This is a genomic window from Nesterenkonia lacusekhoensis (assembly GCF_017876395.1).
GTDB classification, from domain to species: domain Bacteria; phylum Actinomycetota; class Actinomycetes; order Actinomycetales; family Micrococcaceae; genus Nesterenkonia; species Nesterenkonia lacusekhoensis.
Genome location: NZ_JAGINX010000001.1, coordinates 2,581,572 through 2,601,368 on the forward strand (window position 1 = coordinate 2,581,572; position 19,797 = coordinate 2,601,368).

The following is a 19,797-nucleotide window of genomic DNA, read 5'->3' on the forward strand; positions in this document are numbered from 1 at the left end:
GAAGCCCCGACGCAGTCTGCCGGCCTCAGAGGTGTACACCCTCGCGGGCCAGCAGGCTGCGCTTGGTGCCCACCCCGCCGAAGCCATAGCCGCCCAGCCCGCCGTCGGACCGGATGACCCGGTGGCAGGGCACGGCGAAGGCGACCAGGTTGTTCGCGCAGGCGCTGGCCGCAGCCCGATGGGCCTGCGGTCGGCCTGCCATCTGGGCCAGCTCGGCGTAGGAGACGGTCTCCCCGGCGGGGACCTCGCGCATGGCTGCCCAGACGTCCTGGCGGTAGGCCGAGCCCGGCTGCTCCACAGCGATCCGGTCGAAGGCGGTGGGCTCGCCCTCGCTGTAGGCGAGCACCGCCTCGGCCACGGCGCCCCGGTCAGTGGGCAGCGGGTTCATCTCTCGGGCCGCGGTCTGCGGGGCGGTGGTCTCCAGCCGCTCCATCATGTGTTCCAGCAGCCTCCCGATGGCGGCGACCTCCGGCTCCTGGCCCTGCGGGCGGGCCAGTCCGGCCGCGCGGATGGTCTCATCCTCCGGGGAGTGGATCACCACCATGGATCCCAAGTCGTCGCCCAGGGAGGCAGTCGACCAGCGCAGCTCGGGCAGGAAGTCGGCGTCGCTCATTCGGTCTCCTCAGTCTCTTCGACGTCGGTCTCGCCGCCGCCGTCCTCATCGTCGGTCTCTGCGGAGGAGTCCTCCTCAGGGTCCTGCACGAAGTTGCCGTTCATCTGTTCGCCGTCTGCGCGCTGGAGCAGGCAGTTGACCCGACGGTCATCCTCCCAGGTGCTCTGATCCGGGTGCACCACCACGCCTTCGAGCGGGTGGTAGCCAGCTGTGGCCTCCTGGTCCAGCACCTCCTGCTGGGCGGCGTCGCAGAGGGCCATGGCCTGTTCCCGCACGGCGTCCTCGCCGGGGTGCTCGTCTCCGTCCAGGTCCTCCCAGTGGATGAGCTGGGCGTCATAGTCCCAGTCGCAGGAGATGATGGTCGCCGGGGAGAGATCGTCCTCGGGATCGAAGTCACGCAGGCAGTCGCCGGCCGCCCATTCCTCCGGCGGGGCTTGGGCGAGGATGATGCCGTTGGTGGCCTCCTCTGCGCGGGTCTGCTCCACCGGCTCTTCCTCATCCTCCCGGCCCAGGAACCACCAGAGGGCGCCGCCGGTCAGCACGATCACCAGCACCGCGGCCAGGACGAACGGCACAGCGCTCAGCCGTTCAGCGGGTACGTCCCCGGCGGCCTCGCGGCGGCTCCGGCGGGAGGAGCCGGTGCCGGTGTCAGATGCAGCTGTGTCGGAGGTCTCGGCGTCGGGCGTCTCAGGCTCGTCCGAATCCTCCTCAGCGGCGGACGCATCGGCGGCCTCGGGATCTTCGGCGCGGCTCTCGGAGCCCTCGCCGAGGGACTCAGTCTCCTCAGGCGGCTCCGTACGCGAGTCGGCGTCGTCGGGGGACTGGGTGCCGGTCTCCTTAGTTCTGTTCTGATCAGTCCTGTCGTGGGCTGTGCCGTCGAGCGGAGTCTGCTTCTCGGCGTCGTCGCGGCGGTCTGGCCCTCCGGGCTGCGTCATGGTGGTCCTGTTCCTCCCGAGGCTCCCGCTGGTGCTGCTCTCCTATGGTAGTCGCATCACCGGTCGCAGTCTGCGGGGGTTGAGCTGGATCGTTCCGGAGTTTCAGGTGAGATTCGCAAGGGTCCCGGTGGGATCGGTGCGGGCCCCGGAGACATTCTCCGGGGAGCCCCGTGGCGTCGTGGAACGGGGAATGAGAATGCTGATAGCCTTGTTAGCACGAAACACTAGACAGTACAGTTCCTCCCGCGATGAACCCTGCCCGGCATCGCGCGGACCTAGAGATGACAGAGGGGGTCTCGCTCATGGGGCGCGGCCGTCAAAAGGCGAAAGCAACCAAGCAGGCGCGGGAAATCAAGTACTTCACCCCGAACACCGATCTGTCGGCTCTCGAGCGGGAGCTGGCAGAGGCGCGTGGTGAGAACACTGATGGCGCCCAGGAGTCGGACGACTACGACGACGACTACGACCCCTACGGTCGTTGAACCTCCCTACCTCTGCCGAGCGCGCACACCAGGCGGCTCTGCGGTCCATCGCCCGAGTGGTGACGGAGACGGTCCCGCCGCAGGATCCTGAGAAGGCCCGCAGCGGAATCCTCTCCCTCCTCCATGAGGGCGATGTTCTGTGTGTGACGGGAGCCGGCGTCTCCACCGATTCGGGGATCCCCGACTACCGCGGCCCGCAGGGCTCGCTGCATCGGCACCGGCCGATGACCTATCAGGAGTTCCAACACGACGCCGCCGCGCGCCACCGCTATTGGGCGCGCAGCTTTGTGGGGTGGCGCCAGATGCACGGCACAGCGCCCAACCGATCGCATGAGCTGCTGGCTCAGTGGCAGTCCCGGGGGATGCTGACCGGACTGGTCACCCAGAACGTGGATGGTCTGCACCGACAGGCGGCTGAGGCCCTGAACCCTGGCACTGCCGAGGACATCGTCACTCTGCACGGGGACCTGGACACTGTGGTCTGCCTGGTCTGCGGCAACTCCGAGCACCGCCCCAGCCTGGATGTTCGGCTGGAAGAGGCCAATCCCGGTTACGCCGAGGCCGCTTGGCAGGCCGCGGAGAACATCAACCCCGACGGCGACGTCACCCTGGCCGACTCCTGGGTCCAGGAGTTTGTGATGGTCTCCTGCCGGGTCTGCGGATCCCAGAAGCTCAAACCTGACGTGGTCTACTTCGGTGAGAACGTCCCGGCCGAGCGCAAGGCCGCCGTGGATCGGCTGACCGATCAGGCCTCCGCCCTGCTGGTGGTGGGCAGCTCCATGGCCGTGATGAGCGGATTCAAGATCGCACTGACCATGCACCGTGCCGGCAAGCCCGTGGCGGTGATCAACGGCGGTCCCTCCCGCGCCGATGCCAAGGCCCAGTGGCGCTGGCGCACGCGGATCACCCCGGCTCTGGAGGAGCTGGAGCAGCTGCTCTCCTGCTGAGATGGGTGTCCCCTGTCCAGGGATATCTCTCCCTGTGATCGGCTCTTTGGAGGGGCGGACGCCCCTGGAGCGGGGCCCCGATGGGACAGCCTGACAAAAGGTATAGTTTGACCCTGTGAGCAGCTTCTCGGAGTACCCCAGCGGACCACTGTCCGGTCAGATGCCCGTGGTCAGCGCGTCTGACGCCGACCCTCGCCTCCGCCGCACCCCGGAGCTCAGCCGCGGCCGACGCTGGGCGGTGCTTGCTCTGGTCTCCACCGGGCTGCTGATGATCTCGCTGGACATGACCATCCTCTACACCGCGCTGCCGGTGCTGACCTCCGACCTGGACGCCAGCGCCTCCCAGCAGCTGTGGATCCTCAACATCTATCCGCTCTTCATGGCGGGACTGCTGCCCGGATCAGGCGCTCTGGGGGACCGGTTCGGGCATAAGCGGGTCTTCCAGGTCGGCCTGGTCATCTTCGGCGTCGCCTCCACCTGGGCCGCCTTCTCCACGGCCCCGGCCTCGCTGATCGGTGCCCGCGGACTGCTGGCCGTGGGTGGGGCGCTGATGCTTCCGGCCACGCTGGCGCTGATCCGCATCACCTTCCGGCAGGAGCGCGAACGCAACGTCGCCATCGCCGTCTGGGCAGGCACCTTCACCCTGGGGATGGCGTTGGGCCCCATCGTCTCGGGCACGCTGCTGGAGTTCTTCTGGTGGGGCGCAGTGTTCCTGGTCAACGTGCCCATCGTGCTGCTCGCCTCCGTGCTGATGGCTGCGCTGGGTCCGGTGAATCTGGCCGATCCGGCCCGCCGGTGGGACGCCGTCTCCTCGGCCCAGGCACTGGTGGGCCTGGCCGCCGCCGTCCTGGCCATCAAGACCTGGGCTCAGGCCCCACTGGACTGGACGCTGGCCGTGGTCTCCACGGTGGTCGCCGTCGTCGTGCTGACCCTGTTCACCCGGCGTCAGCTGCGCCTGTCCCGGACCACGGAGCCCCTGGTGGACTTCGCGATGTTCCGCAACGCCGGCTTCTCCGGCGGATTCATCGGTGCGGGTCTGACCACTTTCCTGACCGCGGGGGTGCAGCTGGTGATCACACAGCGCTTCCAGCTGATGGAGGGCTTCACGCCGCTGCAGGCCGGACTGCTGGTGACCGCCGTCGCCATCGGGTCCGTGCCCTTCACCCTGCTGGGCGGTGCGCTGCTGCACCGTCTGGGCCTGCTGCTGCTCATCGGAGGCGGCATGGGCGTAGCCGCAGTGGGCGCCACCTGCGCTGTGCTGGCCGCCCTGGCGGATTCGCTGCCCGGCCTGGCCGTGTCCCTGGTTGTCATGGGTGCGGGCATGGGTGGTGCGGTCTCGGTGGCCTCCACCGCGATCATGGGCAACGTGCCGCCGCACCGGGCCGGGATGGCCGCCTCCACGGAGGAGGTCTCCTATGAGTTCGGCAACCTGCTGGGTGTGGCCCTGCTGGGCGGCCTGCTGACCATGGTCTACACCCGCATGCTGATCCTGCCCGAGGGCGCGGGGGAGTGGTCCTCCGCCTCTCCCTCCGGGGCGCTGTCCTCCGGGAACGAGGCAGTGACAGCAGCGGCCTCGGCGGCCTTCGAAGACGCATATCTGGTGGTGCTGATCGCCGTCGCGCTCGTCACGGCGCTGGGGGCGGTCGGCGTCTCCTGGATCCTGCGCCGCTACACTCCTGGCACCCAGTCCCAGGCCTACCCCGACAACCACTGAGGTCCTCATGCGACAGTCCAAGCGAACTCTGATCCTCGAAGCCGGCAGCCGGGTGGTCCAACGCGACGGCGTCACCGCGCTGACCTATGAATCGGTGGCCCAGGAGGCCGGGGTGACCAAGGGCGGGCTGCTCTATCACTTCCCCTCGCGTAAGGCCCTGCTGCTGGCCCTGCATGAGCATGTGGCCGGCCAGTGGGAGGCAGCCATGGAGGCCGACGCCGGCGGACCGGCGGCAGAGGTCGACGCCGATTCCCGGTTCCGCGCCTACGCCCGCCTGCATGAGACCCCGGCCCGTGCGGAGCTGCTGCTCATGCTGGAGGCCAGCGAGCACGAGGCCGCCGATGCGATCTGGCAGGTGGTGCACAACCGTTGGGCGCCGCCGGTGCCGCAGGCCCGCCGGGACGAGTCCGGGGCGGAAGCGCAGAGCGGTCAGGGGCAGAGCGGGGAAGAGCAGCCTGGAGAAGAGCAGAGTGGAGAGGCACCCGGCGCCGGATCCGCAGCAGGTCACGACGCCGGCAGCGAGTACGACGCCGAGGCGGTGCGGGCCTTCCTCGCCCGTCTGGCCGCTGACGGCCTCTGGCTCTATGAGGCGCTGGACAGTGAGGGCCTGGACCCGGCTCTGCACGATCGGCTGCTCCGCGAGATGACCCGGATGGCCTGAGGCGACTGACCTCGACGCCGGCCGTTCACCTGCGGCGGCTGATCCTGTGCACAGCAGCGCGCTCCCTCGATAGGGTAGGAATGTGGCCCCGACCAGGAGTGCTGATGCCTGAGAAGACCGACCGCGCGCGGAGCACCGCGGAGGAGTCTGAGCTGCTCTTCGGCCGGTCGCGCGCTGAGCGCTGGTTCTTCGGCGACGTCGTCAAGACGCCGGCACGGGCGAAGTTCCACATCGGGTGGTCGATCGTGACCTTTCTGATCTTCTTCTACAACTCGATGAGCTTCTACCCGCCTGAGGGCGGCGCATCGACGTTCTTCTTCGTTGCGCACGTGGCTTTCACGGTCTTCCTGATCCCCTTCGCTATGGCGATCTACGTGAAGTACCACGACCTCAGAGAGCAGGGCTTCTACGATCGACAGGCGCAGAAGCGGCGCGCACGTGAAGAGCGCGCCCAGAGGATGCTGGCCTTCGCTCGGCGGGGATCGGGCCGGGCGCGCGGCTGATCCCCGGATACCTGAGATCGGGAAGCAGGAATCCCGGCCGCCCGCCTCAGCTCCGGTAGCTGGGCTCCCGGCGCTTCAGCACGCGCACCACGGTGAAGGTCACAGGGAACAGGATGAACTCCACCAGGCATTTGTAGACCACGCCGAGCACCACGTAGCTGCCGAACTCGGCCCAGCTCATCAGTGGGAAGAGATCGACGCCGGGGATCACGTTCAGGACTGTGGGGACGGTGCTGAAGGCGATGATGCCGAAGATCGCTGTGTCCAGGCTCTGCCCGAACACGGAGGAGGACATGATGCGTGCCCACAGATTGGATTCGCCGAACCGCCGCTTCACCCGGACGATCACCAGGCTGTTCATCAGCTGCCCCACCAGGAAGCCGGCCAATGAGGCCACCAGGATCCGGAGGTAGATCCCGTCCCAGCCGAAGAGCACCTCGAAGGCCTCCTGATTCTCCGTGTCACCCAGGGCGGGCGAGGCGGTGACCAGACCGAAGACCGCCGCGCCGATCACCATCACTCCGAAGCCCACCAGCACTGCGCGCATGGCCGCCCGGAAGCCGTAGACCTCGGAGATGATTCCACCGAGCAGGTAGGTCAGCGGGAAGAGGAAGACTCCGCCGTCGACCACCCAGCCACCGAAGTCCATCTGTTTGGTGGCGGCGATGTTGGAGATCAGGTAGAAGGCGGTCAGCAGGGCCACCAGCACGGCGTAGTACTGGCTGCCCGGATGCGCGAACGAGGCCCTGCGGCCTTCGAGGGATCGGGGCTCGGAGGATCTCGTCTCAGAAGAGCGGGGCTCGGAGGAGTGGGCTTCAGAGGAGGTCATCAGGGTCCTTTCGGCTCGGGAGGGTCAGTCTCAGCGGTCGTGCGGGGGCGGTGCGTCGAGCTGTGGTCGTGCGTCGAGTCCAGACGAACGCGCCGCTGGGCGACCTGCTCGGCCCAGGCCAGGTCGTGGGTGGTGGTCAGCACGGCCGCCCCGGCGGCGGCGACGTCGCGCAGCAGCCCGGTCAGCCGCTGCATGCCGGGATGGTCGCGGCCCAGCGTGGGCTCATCCAGCAGCAGGACCTGCGGACGCAGCAGCAGCGCCGTGGCGATCACCAGGTCCTTCTGCCGGGCAGGTGACAGGTCATAGGGGTGAGACTGGGCCGCCTCCGACAGCCCGGTCCGGTGCAGCAGCTCCGTGACGACGCCGTCGCGTGCGGCCCGGACCGCCGCGCGGTCCCGACGCCGGTGACGCGGCAGCGGCACAGAACGTTCCAGTTCGGCGCGGACGGTGGAGGCCGAGAGCTGGGCGCTCGGATCCTGCCCCACCCACGCCAGCGTGCCCGCGCGCCGGTGGGCCGGCAGTTCGTCGAGTGCGAGCTCTGCGCTGCAGATCCGTCCGCTGACATCAGCATCGCGGCCCAGGAGGCCCGCCAGGGCACGCAACAGCGTGGATTTCCCCGACCCGTTGGCCCCTTCCAGCGTCACGATCTCAGCCGGGGCGAGGCTCAGGCGGAAGTCTTCGAGGGTCGGGGTCCCGCCGCGGGAGACGCTGAGCTCCTCCACGGTGAGCACAGGGCGGACAGCATCCACCGCTGAAGGAGCAGCCTGCCCGGCGGCCTCAGCTGGCCCAGCTGACCCGGCTGGCCCGGCTGACTCGGCGACCTCCGATGCGTCTGATCCGCGGGAACCGAGCCCGGCGTCGCGGGCTTGCCCTGGGCTCGAACTCATCGGCTGGGCCTGAGTCTGTCCTGGCAGGCTGGACCAGACGCCGAACTCCTCCAGAGTTCCGTCATCTGCTGAGGAGGCCTCGCCAGCGGGGAGCTCCACCAGCTGCCCCTCCCGCAGGAAGGCTCTGCGCTCGCAGGCCGCGCTGAGCTCATCCTCCTGATGCCCGGCGATCAGCACCGCCCCACCCTCGGCGCAGTACTGCCGCAGCCCGTGCAGCAGGCGTGTTCGTGCGGCGGCGTCCAAGGAGAGTCCGGGCTGATCCAGCACCAGCAGGGCAGGGCGCAGTCCGAGCAGCCCGGCCAGGGCGACGATCTGCCGCTCCCCGCCGGAGAGCGAATCCAACCGCCGGTCCAGCAGATGCGCGCCGCCGAGATCAGCCAGTGCCGCTTCCGCCGCATGATCGCAGGCCCCTGTTCCGGCACCGGGCTCAGAGTGGGATTCGCGCCCTCGGAGCCGTCCGGGAAGCCGCAGCTCATCACGGACATAGCTGGTCATCCCGGTCTGCTGGGCCTCCGGATCATCGCCCAACATCACGACGCCGGACCCAGCCGCCGCAGTACGGGTGCCGCTGACCCTGCCGCGGTCCTCCAGCAGTCCTGCCGCCAGCCGACAGAGCGTGGAGGTTCCAGATCCCTGGGCGCCCAGTACGGAGACCATCTGCCCGGGGGCGATGCGCAGATCCACACCGGAGAGCGCGGCAGATCTGGCACCCCGGTGATGGAAACCGGCCCCGGTCAGCTCCAGGACCGGCTCAGCTGTGTGATCACTCACCGGAACCACCTCCTGTCCGCAGCTCGATCCCCAGGAGCCCCAGCAGGTCTCCGGCGCCGGGCAGCACCAGCACACCAGTCACCGACGCCGCGACCAGACCGACGCTGAGCGCCGCAGCGGCCCAGCGCAGCAGCTGTTGGGCGCCGGCGTCGTGATGGTCCTGCAGCGGGGCGGGCCGGGGGCAGCGCCCGAAGCCCCGCTGGGTGAGGGTGTCGTGACGCTGATCCAGCTGCACCAGCACTGAGGTGAACAGCCCGCCCAGGATTCCGGGCAGCAGTCGCAGCCGAACGCAGAGCCGCGTGACGTCCCATCCGCGGGCCGAGCGGGACGCCAACGCATCGGCGGTGCGGTGCCGCAGCAGCGGGATCAGGCTCATCGCCGCCGAGCAGACGTAGGCGATGCTCAGGGGCAGGCGCAGCCGCGTCATGGCGTCGAAGACCCGCGCGGAGTCGGAGCTGAAACCGAAGAGCGCACAGACGGCGATGACCGCGGCGACCCGCAGCCACAGCTGCAGGGCGACGGTCAAACCTTCCGCGGTGACTGCCGCCGGGCCGGCGCTCCAGAGCACAGTCACCTCCTGCCCCGGATAGAAGAGCCCCTGGATCAGGCCGACCATGATCAGCATGGGCCCGGCCAGCACTGCCACGGTCAGCAGCCAGCGTCTGAGGCTCACTGCGGAGGACAGCACGGCGCAGGCCGCGGCGCAGAGCAGCACAGCGGCCGGAACCAGGGGAGAGGGGATCCCGAAGACCACCAGAAGTCCGCAGAGCAGCAGGACCAGTTCGGTGGCAGGATGCAGCCCGTTCGGGCGGAGCATTCAGCGTTCGGGCAGCGAATGCCGGGTGAAGGGATGTCGCCCCAGCAGGCGCAGCGGCAGTGCGCGCAGCACCAGCAGGGCCAGCAGGAAGATCAGGGCCTTGTCCGCAGTGTCGGAGAGCAGGCTCTGCAGCGTGGTCGCATAGAGCATCTCCAGCCCTGCCGCCTGCATCGTGGCCACCACACCGCCGGTCCCGACGCCGAGCCCGCCGCCGAAGACGAAGGCCGCCACCGGGGCGCCCAGGGCGCCGGCCGGAATGCCGGCGACCAGTCCGGTCAGCAGAGCGGACCAGACGGCGCGGAACGCTCCGATCCGTGCAGCCCAGCCGGCGGCCGCGCCGATGAAGGCGGCACCTGCGGTGAAGGCGATGACTGTGGGGTTGATGGTCACACCCCAGATGACGTTGGTCAGCACTGCGGTCAGTGCGCCGGCGGCGGGTCCGGCGATCACACCGACCACCACGGAGCCCAGCGAGTCCAGATAGAGGGGGATCGGGGTCATCGTGCCGACGATCTGCCCGACCACGATGTTCAGGGCGATGGCGGCGGGCATGACCGCCAGGATGGTGCGTGGGATCAGCGGGAGGGTGCCGGCGGCGATCAGCAGGCCGCCGGCCAGATAGCCGAGCATCACCCAGAGGGTGGTGTGGCCGAGGTCGTGGCCCAGAGTGGCCGGCTGGGTCATCAGCACCGTCAGATAGGTGGCGATGATGACGGCTGCCCCGGCGGCCGTCAGGGCGTGGGCCCACAGCGGGCCGGGTGTCTTGGATTCTCCGGGATCCGCGGCCATGGCGGCGGACCCCTGCCCAGAGGCGCTGGCAGGGGAGGTCATCGTGGTCCTCTCATCAGTGATGTGGTCAGGTGGCTGAGGAAGGTCTCGGCGTCGATGCTGCGGACGATCTCGGCGTTGGCGGGAAGGTCCCAGCGGCCCAGCCAATCCGCGACGGTCTCGCCGCGGGTCAGCGTTCCGGTCAGCTCGACCCCGACCGGCGCGACGGCGCTCTCAGCCCAAGGGATTATGCCGGGTTCCGGGCGGGCAGGCGAATTGCGCGCCCACTCCACTGCGGCGGCCAGCACGTAGGGGTCGTGGATATGGGCGAGGTAACCGTGGCCGTCCGCCTCGTGGCACTCGAAGTAGAAGCGCAGCGCCTCGGCCAGCTGTTCCAGGAAGGCGCTCCAGCCCGGGGTGGTCTCTGCGGAGGTGATCTGCTCCAGGCGCTGCGGGGTCAGGGTCACCGCCTCAGTGGCTTCGATGGGGCCGAGCACCGGCAGGTGGGCGCTCTCACGCTGCGCAGCCTCCCCGAAGGCTTCGAACACCTGCTGGGCGGCCTCCGGGTCGTAGGTGATGTTCCATTCGGTGGTGGGCCGGGTGTTGCCCCGATAGTTGAAGGCACCGCCCATGATGAACAGTCGGCGGATCAGCCGCGGCAGCTCGGGCTCCAGCTCCAGCGCCAGGGCCAGGTTGGTGCACGGGCCGGTCACGACGCCGATCAGCTCACCCGGGTGCTGCCGGGCCGCGTCCACCCAGGCCCGGGCGGCGTCGAGGTGGGGGCCGCCGGAAGGGCCGTCGGTGGGGTTGCCAGGGGAGCCGCCGCCGTCGGGAGCGGGGAAGGTGGGGAGCTGGATGTCGGGGAGCTGGGCGTAGCCCGCACCGGTGTCCCCATGGGTCTCTTCGGCGTACTCGCTGGCTCCGGCCAGCGGGTGCTCGGCGCCGCGGTGCACCGGCAGATCGCTGCGCCCGGCGAGCTCGAGCCAGCCCAGCGTGTTCTTGACGACCTGTGCGGTGGAGACGTTGCCGCCGCTGGCTGCGATGCCGGTGATCGTCACATCGGGTTGGCAGAGGAGATAGCCCAGCGCGACGGCGTCGTCGATGCCTGGGTCACAGTCCAGGAACAGCGGAATGGATGTCATCTCCCCATTCTGGCGGTTCGAGCGGAGTTTCGGCCCTTTTCAGCCGATTTCGACGATCATAAGGGCCAGAACCCCGCTCGAATCGCCTGCTCAGGCGTAGGAGCCGCGCAGCAGCACGCCGCCGCCGTCCACGCCCTTGGCGCCCTGGACGAAGTCATCGCCCGCGCCGGTGACGTCCTCCGGTGAGTATTCGGCGATCTCGCCCATTACCCAGGCGCTCTGACCTGCGGCGCTGAGGTGAGCCACGGCCTCGTCCGCCTTCTCCGGAGCCACGACGGTGACCATGCCCACGCCGAGGTTCAGCGTGCGTTCCAGGTCCGCCTGGGGTACGCCGCCCAGCTCTGCGATCACGTTGAACACGGCCGGCCAGGACCAGGTGGAACGGTCCACTGTGGCCATGAGCCCGTGGGGCAGCACGCGGGCCAGGTTCGCGGCCAGGCCGCCTCCGGTGACGTGGCTGAAGCCGCGCACGGGCAGATCCCCACCGAGGCCCTCAGAACGCTCCGCGTTCTCAGGGAACCCTCCCTCGGCGGAGGCCCCTGATATGTGTCCCTCAGCGGGATCGCCGTTGAGCGCGGTGATCAGGTCCAGGCAGGGCTGGGTGTAGAGGCGGGTGGGCTCCAGCAGCTCCTCACCCAGGGTGCGGCCGAACTCCGGCACCTGGCGGGACCAGTCCCATCCGGCCGCGGAGATGACCCGGCGGACCAGGGAGTACCCGTTGGAGTGGATGCCGGAGGCCTTCATGCCGATGACCACGTCACCGGCGCGGACCCGCTCCGGGCCGAGCACTGCGGAGGAGTCCACCACGCCGGTGGCGGCACCGGCGACGTCGTACTCGTGCTCACCCAGCAGGCCCGGGTGCTCGGCGGTCTCCCCGCCGACGAGGGCCGTGCCGGCCTCAGCGGAGGCCTTCGCGATGCCGGAGACGATGTCGGCGATGCGTGTGGGCTCAACCTTGCCGCAGGCGATGTAGTCGGTCATGAACAGCGGCTTGGCGCCCATGACCACGATGTCGTCGACCACCATGCCCACCAGGTCGAAGCCGATGGTGTCGTGCTTGTCCATCGCCTGAGCGATCGCCACCTTGGTGCCCACACCGTCGGTGGAGGTGGCCAGCAACGGGTGCGGCAGCCGCTTGAGCTCGGAGGCGTCATACAGGCCGGCGAAGGCCCCGACGCCGCCCATCACCTGGGGGCCGTGGGTGGCCTCGATATGAGCCTTCATCAGCTCGACGGCGCGGTCCCCGGCCTCCACGTCCACACCGGCGGAGGCATACGTGATGGGTTCGCTCAAGGGTCAGACCTTCTCTTTCAGCGGGGGTTCGTTCTCATCCAGCTCGAACTCGGAGTCCGGACCGGGCTCGCAGCCGGTCTGGGCGCGCTTCTTCATCCCGGGCAGCGAGGGCTGCTCCAGCAGCATCTTGCCGCGGCGCTCCTCCGGGGGGAGCTCGATGGGGTACTCCCCGGAGAAGCAGGCGGTGCACAGCGACGAGCGCGGCTGACCGGTGGCGGCGATCATGCCGTCCTCGGAGATGTAGGCCAGCGAATCCGCTCCGACGGCCTGGGTGATCTCGTCCATCGTGGCGCCGTTGGCGATCAGCTCGGCGCGGGTGGCGAAGTCGATTCCGTAGAAGCAGGGCCACTTGATCGGCGGTGAGGAGATCTTCACGTGGACCTCCTTGGCACCGGCCTCCTTGAGCATCCGCACGATGGCCCGCTGCGTGTTGCCGCGGACGATGGAGTCGTCTACGACCACCACACGCTTGTCCTTGACCACGTGGGCCTGCACGTTGAGCTTCAGCCGGATGCCCAGCTGTCGCAGCGTCTGGGAGGGCTGGATGAAGGTCCGGCCCACATAGGAGTTCTTGATGAAGCCCTGGGCGAAAGGCAGCCCGGACTCTTCGGCGTAGCCCACCGCCGCGGGTGTGCCGGATTCGGGGACCGGGATCACGATGTCGGCGTCGTGGGAGTCCTCGCGGGCCAGCTGGCGGCCCATATCGACGCGGGACTCGTAGACCGAACGACCGTTGATCGCGGCGTCGGGGCGGGCCAGATAGACGTATTCGAAGACGCAGCGGGCCGGGGCCGACTCGGCGAATCGGTGGGAGCGCACCCCGTCGGCGTCGATGGCGATGAACTCACCGGGCTCGATCTCTCGGATGACGGAGGCGCCTACGGTGGCCAGAGCTGACTGCTCGGAGGCGACCACCCAGCCCCGGTCCAGCCGTCCCAGCACCAGCGGGCGCACGCCCTGCGGGTCGCGGGCGGCGTACAGGGTGTTCTCGGTCATGAAGACCAGGCAGAACGCGCCCTTCAGAGTGGGCAGCAGGTTCAGCGACTGCTCCTCCAGGTCCTCGCCGGGCTGATCCTTCAGCAGGGCGGTGACCAGCGCGGTGTCGGTGGTGTTGCCGTGGCCCAGCTCTCCGAAGGACGGTTTGGTGCCGTGGCGTTCCACCAGCCGGTCGTAGAGGTCGGCGGAGTTGGTCAGGTTTCCGTTGTGTCCCAGTGCCACAGTGCCGAAGGGGCTGTCGCCCAAGGTGGGCTGGGCGTTGGACCACTGGTTGCCGCCGGTGGTGGAGTAGCGGCAGTGTCCGACGGCGATATGACCGTTCAGCGCGGTCAGCGTGGACTCGTCGAAGACCTGCGAGACCAGGCCCATGTCCTTATACACACGGATGGACTGCCCGTCGGAGGCGGCGATCCCCGCGGACTCCTGGCCGCGGTGCTGCAGCGCGTAGAGGCCGTAGTAGGCGAGCTTGGAGACCTCCTCGCCCGGGGCCCAGACGCCGAAGACTCCGCATTCGTCCTGCGGAAGGGGATCCTCGTCCAGGAGGTTGTGGTTGAGCCGGCCGTCAGCTCGGGTCATTCTGACTCCTTGTCGCGGAGTAGGTGCGGGTGCGACGGCGGGAGCGCCGTTCCAGGAACAACCAGATGCCGGCCGCGACCGACACCGTTGCCAGGGAGAGCACAAGGGTGAGGTAGCCGATCGATGCGGCCAGCGCGTAGTCCTCGGCGGGGCCGGTGATCAGCACGACGACGACGGCGGCCACCAGCGCTACAAGCACTCCGGCCACCAGGAAGGGGACCAGCTTGGGCGTGGGGCGGACCGTCACCTGGCGATCGGCGGGGACCTGAGAAGACATGTCTTCAGTCTACCGGCCTGTGGGGATCCCTGCTGTCCCGGAGCATCTGCGCAGGTCTGTGCCCGCTGCGTCAGGTGTGTCCGGTTGAGGCACGTGTGCCCGTCTGTGCTCAGCCGCGGTCAGCGCGCCGGGTGGGTTGCGAGCCGTCTCCGGTGCGCTGTTCGGCGTCCTCGACCTGCTGCTCTGCCTGTTCGAGGAGGCTGCCGCTCAGCGGAGTGATGAGCTCGGCGATGTCGGTCTCCAGCGTCTGGGCCAGCTGCAGCAGCACGCCCAGGCGTGGATTGGCCGGAGTCTGCTTGGCCTGATCGCTCAGGCCGCGCTCGAGCAGACTCAGATGTTGGAGGGAGATATCTGTCTCCAGGGCCACCTGCTCCAGAGAGAAGTGCCGCTCCTGTCGCAGCTGCCGCAGGCGCGCGCCGAAGGCGACGGCTTGCTCGGCGCTGGGTCTGGGATGCGGCACCCACCTACTAAAGGCCGCAGGTCAGCCAAAAGTCTTCAAGGTAAACATGGAAAATGTGGCGATCGAGGCGGCTGTGGGGCCGTGGTCGAGGCACCTGTGGCCGTGACCTGAGGTACCCGTGGGCGGCAACCTGAGGCGCCCGTGGGCAGTGACCTGAGGCGCCCGTGGGCGGCGCCCGCTGTGGCTGCTGCTCAGGCGGGCCCGCGCTCACCGGCGACGTCGGCGTCGGGCCTCAGCCGCAGCAGCGGCAGGACCGCGCTGAGGTCCGCGCGGATGCCGGAGGCGGAGATCTCCCCGGCCTCAGCGGCCTGCTCCCAGCTGAGGCGGCCCACGGCCAGGTTGAGCCACGTCTGGGCGGAGAGCTCGACGACGTTCGGGGGAGTGCCGCGGGTATGGCTGGGTCCCTCGACGCACTGGGTCACGCCGAACGGAGGGACCCTGACCTCCACAGAATTGCCCGGAGCGCGTTCCGCCAGCTCCTCCAGCAGGTAGCGCACTGCAGCGGCGGTCACCTTCCGGCCGGGATCCTCCCCGGAGGCCTGCGACGCCGACCACTGTCCGACTGCTGCGCGCCCCTCTGCCGCACTGATCCGTCGGCGTGCCATCACAGGTGAGCGAGCAGCTCGTCGGAGAGGCGGATGCTGCCGACCTGCTCGCCGTCGACGCCCCCGGTGATGGGCTTGATGATCTTCTTCAGCACCGGTCCGAGAGCCTCCACCTCGACCACGCCCTGGCCGGCCAGCAGACTCAGCGCCACCAGGTTTGCGGCGCGCTGGCTGCCGTCCAGGATCTTCACCGCCGCAGCGGTGCCGTCCGGGGCCGCGATCACCAGCACGCCCTCGGCGCCGAGCTTGGCCAGCAGCCCCAGGTCTTCCATGACCACGGTGTTGGCCTCATTGCGTCCGTGGACCGCCCAGGGGTAGTCGAGCATCGCCTGATTGACGGTGAAGGCGTGGACCTCGGCGTCGCGCCGCGAGGTGGCCGAGGCGATCCTTCCGAACCCGCGCGCGAGTCCGGTCAGTGAGATCGACGGCGCGGGGGCGCCGCAGCCGTCGACGCCGACCACCCCGGGCGCCTCGCCGCAGTACTCCTCGATGACCTCCAGGGCTGACTGCTGCAGGGGGTGCTCCGGCTTGGTGTAGGTCGCCAGGCGCCATCCCTGCGTGCGCGCGGCCGCCAGGAAGGCCACATGTTTTCCCGAGCAGTTGAAGGCCAGCGGAGTCTTCTGTTTGCCGGCCTCGATGTGGACCTTCAGGTCCAGCTCACGGGAGGGCAGCGCCGCCGGACATCTCATATCGGACTCGTCCAGGCCCTCATCGGCGAGGACCTGCGCAGCCAGCTCCTGATGCTTGCGGGATCCCACATGGGAGCCGCAGGCCAATGCCACCGCCCCCGGGGAGATGAGCGCCCCGGCGCGCAGCGAGGCGATCGCCTGGAAGGGCTTGAGCGTGGAGCGCGGGAAGGTCGGCTTCTGCGGGGCGCCCACGCTCTGCAGGGTCTGGCCTCCGGGGCCGATCACCACGGCGGAGCCGATGTGCCGGGACTCCACCGCCCCGGCCCGGGTGACCACGGCGAGCTCGGCGGATTCTGCGACGGTTGCGGTGTCTGCGCTGCTCATAGGCTCCAGTCTAGGACCGCGCCCTGCCCCGGGTCCGCACCTGCACTCGAGCGGCCTCATACCGGGTGTGTTCCGGTTAGGCTGGTGCCTGTGAAGGTACTGGTGGTGGGCCCCGGAGGCCGAGAGCATGCGATCATCCGAGCACTTCTGCGCGATCAGGCGGTGCGGACCGTAGAGGCGGCTCCCGGCAACGCCGGCATCGCCCAGGACGTGACCTGTCACAGGGTCGACGCCGAGGACGGCGCAGCCGTGGCCGCCCTCGCCGCCGAGCGCGGCTATGACCTCGTGGTCATCGGCCCCGAGGCCCCGTTGGCGGCAGGAGTCGCCGACGCCGTCCGCGCCGCCGGCATCCCGGTCTTCGGCCCCTCCGCCCAGGCCGCCGAGCTGGAGGCCTCCAAAGCCTTCGCCAAGGAGATCATGGAGGCCGCGCAGGTTCCCACCGCAGGCTCGGTACATGCACAGGACCTCAGCACCGCCGAGGCCGCTCTGGACCGCTTCGGCGCCCCCTACGTGGTCAAGGACGACGGTCTGGCCGCCGGCAAGGGCGTGGTGGTCACCGAGGGCCGCGCTGAGGCCGTGGCCCACGCGCAGGCCTGCTTCGAGGCCGGCGGCTCTGTGGTCATCGAAGAGTTCCTGGACGGCCCCGAGGTCTCGCTCTTCGTGCTCTCCGACGGCGAGGACCTGGTCCCGCTGAGCCCCGCCCAAGACTTCAAACGCATCTTCGACGGCGGCCAGGGCCCCAACACCGGCGGCATGGGCGCCTACACCCCGTTGGACTGGCTGGAGGGCTACACCGAGACCGTCCCTGACGCGGCCCGCACGGATGCTGACGCATCCGCACGGGGCCCTGATGTCGGGGGCCCCGAGTCCGGCACCACTTTGGACTTCACCGGCATCGTCATGGAGCGCGTCGCCCGCCCCACGGTGGCTGAGATGGCCCGCCGCGGAACTCCCTTCGTGGGGGTGCTCTACTGCGGCCTGGCCGTCACCTCCCGCGGCGTGCGCGTGGTCGAGTTCAACGCCCGCTTCGGCGACCCGGAGACCCAAGCGGTCCTGGAGCGTCTGGCCACCCCGCTGGGCCAGCTGCTGATGGATTGTGCCACCGGAACGCTGGGGCAGCGCCTCCAGCGCGAGGGGACGGAGTTGGAATGGCGGGACGGCTACGCCGCCGACGTCGTGCTGGCCGCCCAGAACTACCCGGACAGCCCGCGGAAGGGTGACCCGATCAGCGGCCTTCAGGAAGCTGCGGAGCTGGAGGGCGTGGCCGTGCTCCACGCCGGCACGGCCCGCGCTGAGGATCCCACAGACCCCGACGTCGGCCCGCTGGTCACCGCCGGTGGGCGCGTGCTCGCCGTGGTGGGCACCGGCTCGACACTGGAGGAGGCGGTGCAGCGCGCCTACGCCGGAGTGGAGAAGATCTCGTGGGAGGGCGCCCAGCACCGCAGCGACATCGCCCGCGAGGCCCTGGCCGGTCAGATCAAGGTGGTCCCACAGCTGCCGGGCTGGGTGCACCTGTCCTCCGGCAAGGTCCGTGAGCTCTACGCTCCGGCCCCGGGCTCCGCCTGGGACGGCGAGGACGTCATGCTCATGGTGGCCACCGACCGCATCAGTGCCTACGACTTTGCGCTGAGCCCCGGCATCCCGGAGAAGGGTCAGATCCTCACCCAGATGAGTCTGTGGTGGTTCGAGCAGCTGGCCGCCGAGGGCATCCCCAACCAGGTGGTGTCCACCGAAGTGCCCGAGGCGGTGGCCGGCCGGGCCGTCATCGTGCGCCGCCTGCAGATGATCGAGGCTGAGGCCATCGTCCGCGGCTACCTGACCGGTTCCGGCTACGCCGAGTACCGGGAGCAGGGGACGGTCACCGGCATCGCCCTGCCGGAGGGTCTGAAGGACGGATCCCGGCTGCCCGAGCCGATCTTCACCCCCTCCACCAAGGCGGAGCAGGGCGGCCATGATGAGAACATCAGCTTCGCCCAGCTGGAGCAGACCATCGGCGCCGAGCAGGCCGCCCGACTGCGGGATGCAGCGCTGAAGGTCTACGCACTGGCTGAGCAGCGGGCGCGTGAGGCCGGCATCATCCTGGCCGACACCAAATTCGAGTTCGGCGTGGACGCCGAGGGTCAGCTGGTGCTCGCCGATGAGGTGCTCACCCCGGACTCCTCCCGTTTCTGGCCCGCCGAGAGCTGGGAGCAGCACCTGGCCGAGGGTACTGCTCAGCCCAGCTTCGACAAGCAGTACGTGCGGAACTGGCTGACTTCGCCGGCCTCGGGCTGGGAACGCAGCTCCGGCGTCGTCCCCCCGGCGCTTCCCCAGGACGTGGTCACCGCGACCCGGGAGCGCTACCTGGACGCCTACCAGCGGCTCACCGGCGAGGCTCTGGAGCTCTGACCTCCCTCCCCACTGTCCCCACAGGCGATTCGTCCCCACAGGCGATTCGAGCGGGGTTTTCGCCCTTATGGAAGGGTTTTCGGGCTCAAAAGGGCCAGAACCCCGCTCGAATCGCCTGGGTGATGGGTGGCGGTGTCAGCGGGTGCGGAGGGACTCGCTGAGCTGGGCGACCTCGGTCCGCAGCGCGCGGATCTCCTCGAAGAGGATCTCGTTGTCCCGGGTGGGCTCACCCTCGGCATTGCCGAGGCCGGCACCACGGCGCCCGACGCCGGCCTCACCGGTCCCGACGCCGGCCACCGCCTCTGCGCGCTCAGCGTCCCCCTCAGCCTGCTCCGCGGCGCCCTCCTCCAGGTTCTCCTGCGGGTCCTTACCGAGCTTCGCACTGGGCATGTCGTGCAGGGTGTTCATCGCATCGACGATCACCGCGATGATCAGGTTCAGCGCGGTGAAGGCGGCCAGGATGATGAACGGGATGAAGAACGTCCAGGCCCAGGAGTGCTCGTCCATCGCTGGGCGGACGATGGTCTCCCAGGAGCTCAGCGTGGCGATCTGGAAGAGGCTGAACAGAGAGGACCCCAGGTTCCCGAAGTATTCGGGCATGGTTTCGCGGAAGAACGTGGTGGCCATGACGGCTGAGACGTAGAAGATCAGCGCCAGCAGCGCACCGGTGGACAGGATCCCGGGGATGGCGGCCAGCAGCGCCCCGACCACTTTGCGCAGCTGGGGCAGCTGGGAGATCAGCCGCAGGACACGCAGCACGCGCAGAGTACGCAGCACCTCCAGGCCTGCTCCGGCCGGAACCAGTGCGACGCCGACCACCAGGAAGTCGAAGACGTTCCAGGGGTCGCGGAAGAACCGCCACCCGAAGGCGATCAGCTTCAGGAGGATCTCCACCACGAAGATCGCCAGGCAGGCGGTGTCCACGCTGACCAGCACTGTCCCGAAGGAGTCCATCAGAGCAGGGGAGGTCTCCATGCCCAGGACTGCGGCGTTGAGCAGGATCACCAGGATGATCAGTCGTTGGATGCGGGTGGATTCGACCCACTCGCCCAGGATCACTCGGAAGGTGCTGCGAGGGTCAGCGGTCGCGGAGGAGACAGAATCGGCCATCTCGGACAGC

20 protein-coding genes are annotated in these 19,797 nt (G+C 69.2%); 6 read left to right on the plus strand and 14 right to left on the minus strand.

The genetic code is table 11. The features are described 5' to 3' along the window. Nucleotides 1-25 precede the first annotated feature (25 nt). Nucleotides 26-613 carry a methylated-DNA--[protein]-cysteine S-methyltransferase gene (locus JOF45_RS12255; protein ID WP_210050685.1) on the minus strand — a complete coding sequence of 196 codons (588 nt, stop codon included), beginning with the start codon at nt 611-613 and terminating at the stop codon, nt 26-28. Next, nucleotides 610-1,548 carry a flagellar basal body-associated FliL family protein gene (locus tag JOF45_RS12260; RefSeq protein WP_210050693.1) on the minus strand — a complete coding sequence of 313 codons (939 nt, stop codon included), beginning with the start codon at nt 1,546-1,548 and terminating at the stop codon, nt 610-612. The genes JOF45_RS12255 and JOF45_RS12260 overlap by 4 nt, the downstream gene beginning before the upstream one ends. A gap of 302 nt (nt 1,549-1,850) precedes the next feature. Between JOF45_RS12260 and JOF45_RS12265 the strand changes: the two genes are divergently transcribed. From JOF45_RS12265 to JOF45_RS12285, 5 genes are all read left to right on the plus strand, one after another. After that, nucleotides 1,851-2,030 carry a DUF3073 domain-containing protein gene (locus tag JOF45_RS12265; protein ID WP_210051483.1) on the plus strand — a complete coding sequence of 60 codons (180 nt, stop codon included), beginning with the start codon at nt 1,851-1,853 and terminating at the stop codon, nt 2,028-2,030. Beyond that, complete coding sequence (locus JOF45_RS12270) at nt 2,027-2,977, plus strand: Sir2 family NAD-dependent protein deacetylase (protein WP_210050695.1); 951 nt, start codon at nt 2,027-2,029, stop codon at nt 2,975-2,977. The genes JOF45_RS12265 and JOF45_RS12270 overlap by 4 nt, the downstream gene beginning before the upstream one ends. Nucleotides 2,978-3,092: 115 nt before the next feature. Next, a complete protein-coding gene (locus JOF45_RS12275) occupies nt 3,093-4,691 on the plus strand; it encodes an MFS transporter (RefSeq protein ID WP_342591494.1) in 1,599 nt (532 codons plus the stop codon). A gap of 7 nt (nt 4,692-4,698) precedes the next feature. Then, complete coding sequence (locus JOF45_RS12280; RefSeq protein WP_210050696.1) at nt 4,699-5,352, plus strand: TetR/AcrR family transcriptional regulator; 654 nt, start codon at nt 4,699-4,701, stop codon at nt 5,350-5,352. A 104-nt stretch (nt 5,353-5,456) separates the two neighbouring features. After that, entirely contained in the window at nt 5,457-5,855 is a 399-nt protein-coding gene (locus JOF45_RS12285) for a hypothetical protein (RefSeq protein WP_210050699.1), read from the plus strand. A 46-nt stretch (nt 5,856-5,901) separates the two neighbouring features. On the opposite strand, the gene JOF45_RS12290 is transcribed toward JOF45_RS12285, so the two are convergent. From JOF45_RS12290 to JOF45_RS12340, 11 genes are all read right to left on the minus strand, one after another. After that, entirely contained in the window at nt 5,902-6,684 is a 783-nt protein-coding gene (locus JOF45_RS12290) for a queuosine precursor transporter (RefSeq protein WP_210050709.1), read from the minus strand. Then, a complete protein-coding gene (locus tag JOF45_RS12295; protein WP_210050718.1) occupies nt 6,684-8,342 on the minus strand; it encodes an ATP-binding cassette domain-containing protein in 1,659 nt (552 codons plus the stop codon). Before JOF45_RS12295 ends, JOF45_RS12290 begins: the two co-directional genes overlap by 1 nt. Next, nucleotides 8,335-9,159, minus strand: coding sequence for an energy-coupling factor transporter transmembrane component T family protein (locus JOF45_RS12300; protein ID WP_210050725.1), 825 nt, complete (start codon nt 9,157-9,159; stop codon nt 8,335-8,337). The genes JOF45_RS12295 and JOF45_RS12300 overlap by 8 nt, the downstream gene beginning before the upstream one ends. Then, nucleotides 9,160-9,990 (minus strand): histidine kinase, encoded by an 831-nt coding sequence (locus JOF45_RS12305; RefSeq protein WP_210050727.1) that lies wholly within the window; start codon nt 9,988-9,990, stop codon nt 9,160-9,162. After that, complete coding sequence (locus tag JOF45_RS12310; protein ID WP_210050744.1) at nt 9,987-11,069, minus strand: nucleoside hydrolase; 1,083 nt, start codon at nt 11,067-11,069, stop codon at nt 9,987-9,989. The genes JOF45_RS12305 and JOF45_RS12310 overlap by 4 nt, the downstream gene beginning before the upstream one ends. Nucleotides 11,070-11,159: 90 nt before the next feature. Next, on the minus strand, nt 11,160-12,362 hold the full coding sequence (gene purM, locus JOF45_RS12315; protein WP_210050746.1) for a phosphoribosylformylglycinamidine cyclo-ligase: 1,203 nt from the start codon (nt 12,360-12,362) through the stop codon (nt 11,160-11,162). Nucleotides 12,363-12,365: 3 nt separating this feature from the next. Next, nucleotides 12,366-13,934, minus strand: a complete 1,569-nt coding sequence (gene purF / locus JOF45_RS12320; RefSeq protein ID WP_210050747.1) for an amidophosphoribosyltransferase — start codon at nt 13,932-13,934, stop codon at nt 12,366-12,368. Then, on the minus strand, nt 13,921-14,211 hold the full coding sequence (locus JOF45_RS12325) for a hypothetical protein (RefSeq protein ID WP_210050749.1): 291 nt from the start codon (nt 14,209-14,211) through the stop codon (nt 13,921-13,923). The genes purF and JOF45_RS12325 overlap by 14 nt, the downstream gene beginning before the upstream one ends. A 109-nt stretch (nt 14,212-14,320) precedes the next feature. Continuing rightward, entirely contained in the window at nt 14,321-14,671 is a 351-nt protein-coding gene (locus tag JOF45_RS12330) for a helix-turn-helix domain-containing protein (RefSeq protein WP_210050751.1), read from the minus strand. Nucleotides 14,672-14,862: 191 nt separating this feature from the next. After that, nucleotides 14,863-15,276 (minus strand): sterol carrier family protein, encoded by a 414-nt coding sequence (locus JOF45_RS12335; RefSeq protein ID WP_210050753.1) that lies wholly within the window; start codon nt 15,274-15,276, stop codon nt 14,863-14,865. Continuing rightward, nucleotides 15,276-16,289: an asparaginase gene (locus tag JOF45_RS12340; protein WP_210050755.1), complete on the minus strand. Its 1,014-nt coding sequence runs from the start codon at nt 16,287-16,289 to the stop codon at nt 15,276-15,278. Before JOF45_RS12340 ends, JOF45_RS12335 begins: the two co-directional genes overlap by 1 nt. Before the next feature lie 90 nt (nt 16,290-16,379). On the opposite strand from JOF45_RS12340, the gene JOF45_RS12345 reads away from it, so the two are divergent. Next, a complete protein-coding gene (locus tag JOF45_RS12345) occupies nt 16,380-18,677 on the plus strand; it encodes a phosphoribosylaminoimidazolesuccinocarboxamide synthase (RefSeq protein ID WP_210050757.1) in 2,298 nt (765 codons plus the stop codon). Nucleotides 18,678-18,812: 135 nt separating this feature from the next. Here the strand turns inward: JOF45_RS12345 and JOF45_RS12350 are convergent, their stop codons facing one another. Next, nucleotides 18,813-19,787 (minus strand): ion transporter, encoded by a 975-nt coding sequence (locus JOF45_RS12350; protein ID WP_210050759.1) that lies wholly within the window; start codon nt 19,785-19,787, stop codon nt 18,813-18,815. Nucleotides 19,788-19,797 lie beyond the last annotated feature (10 nt).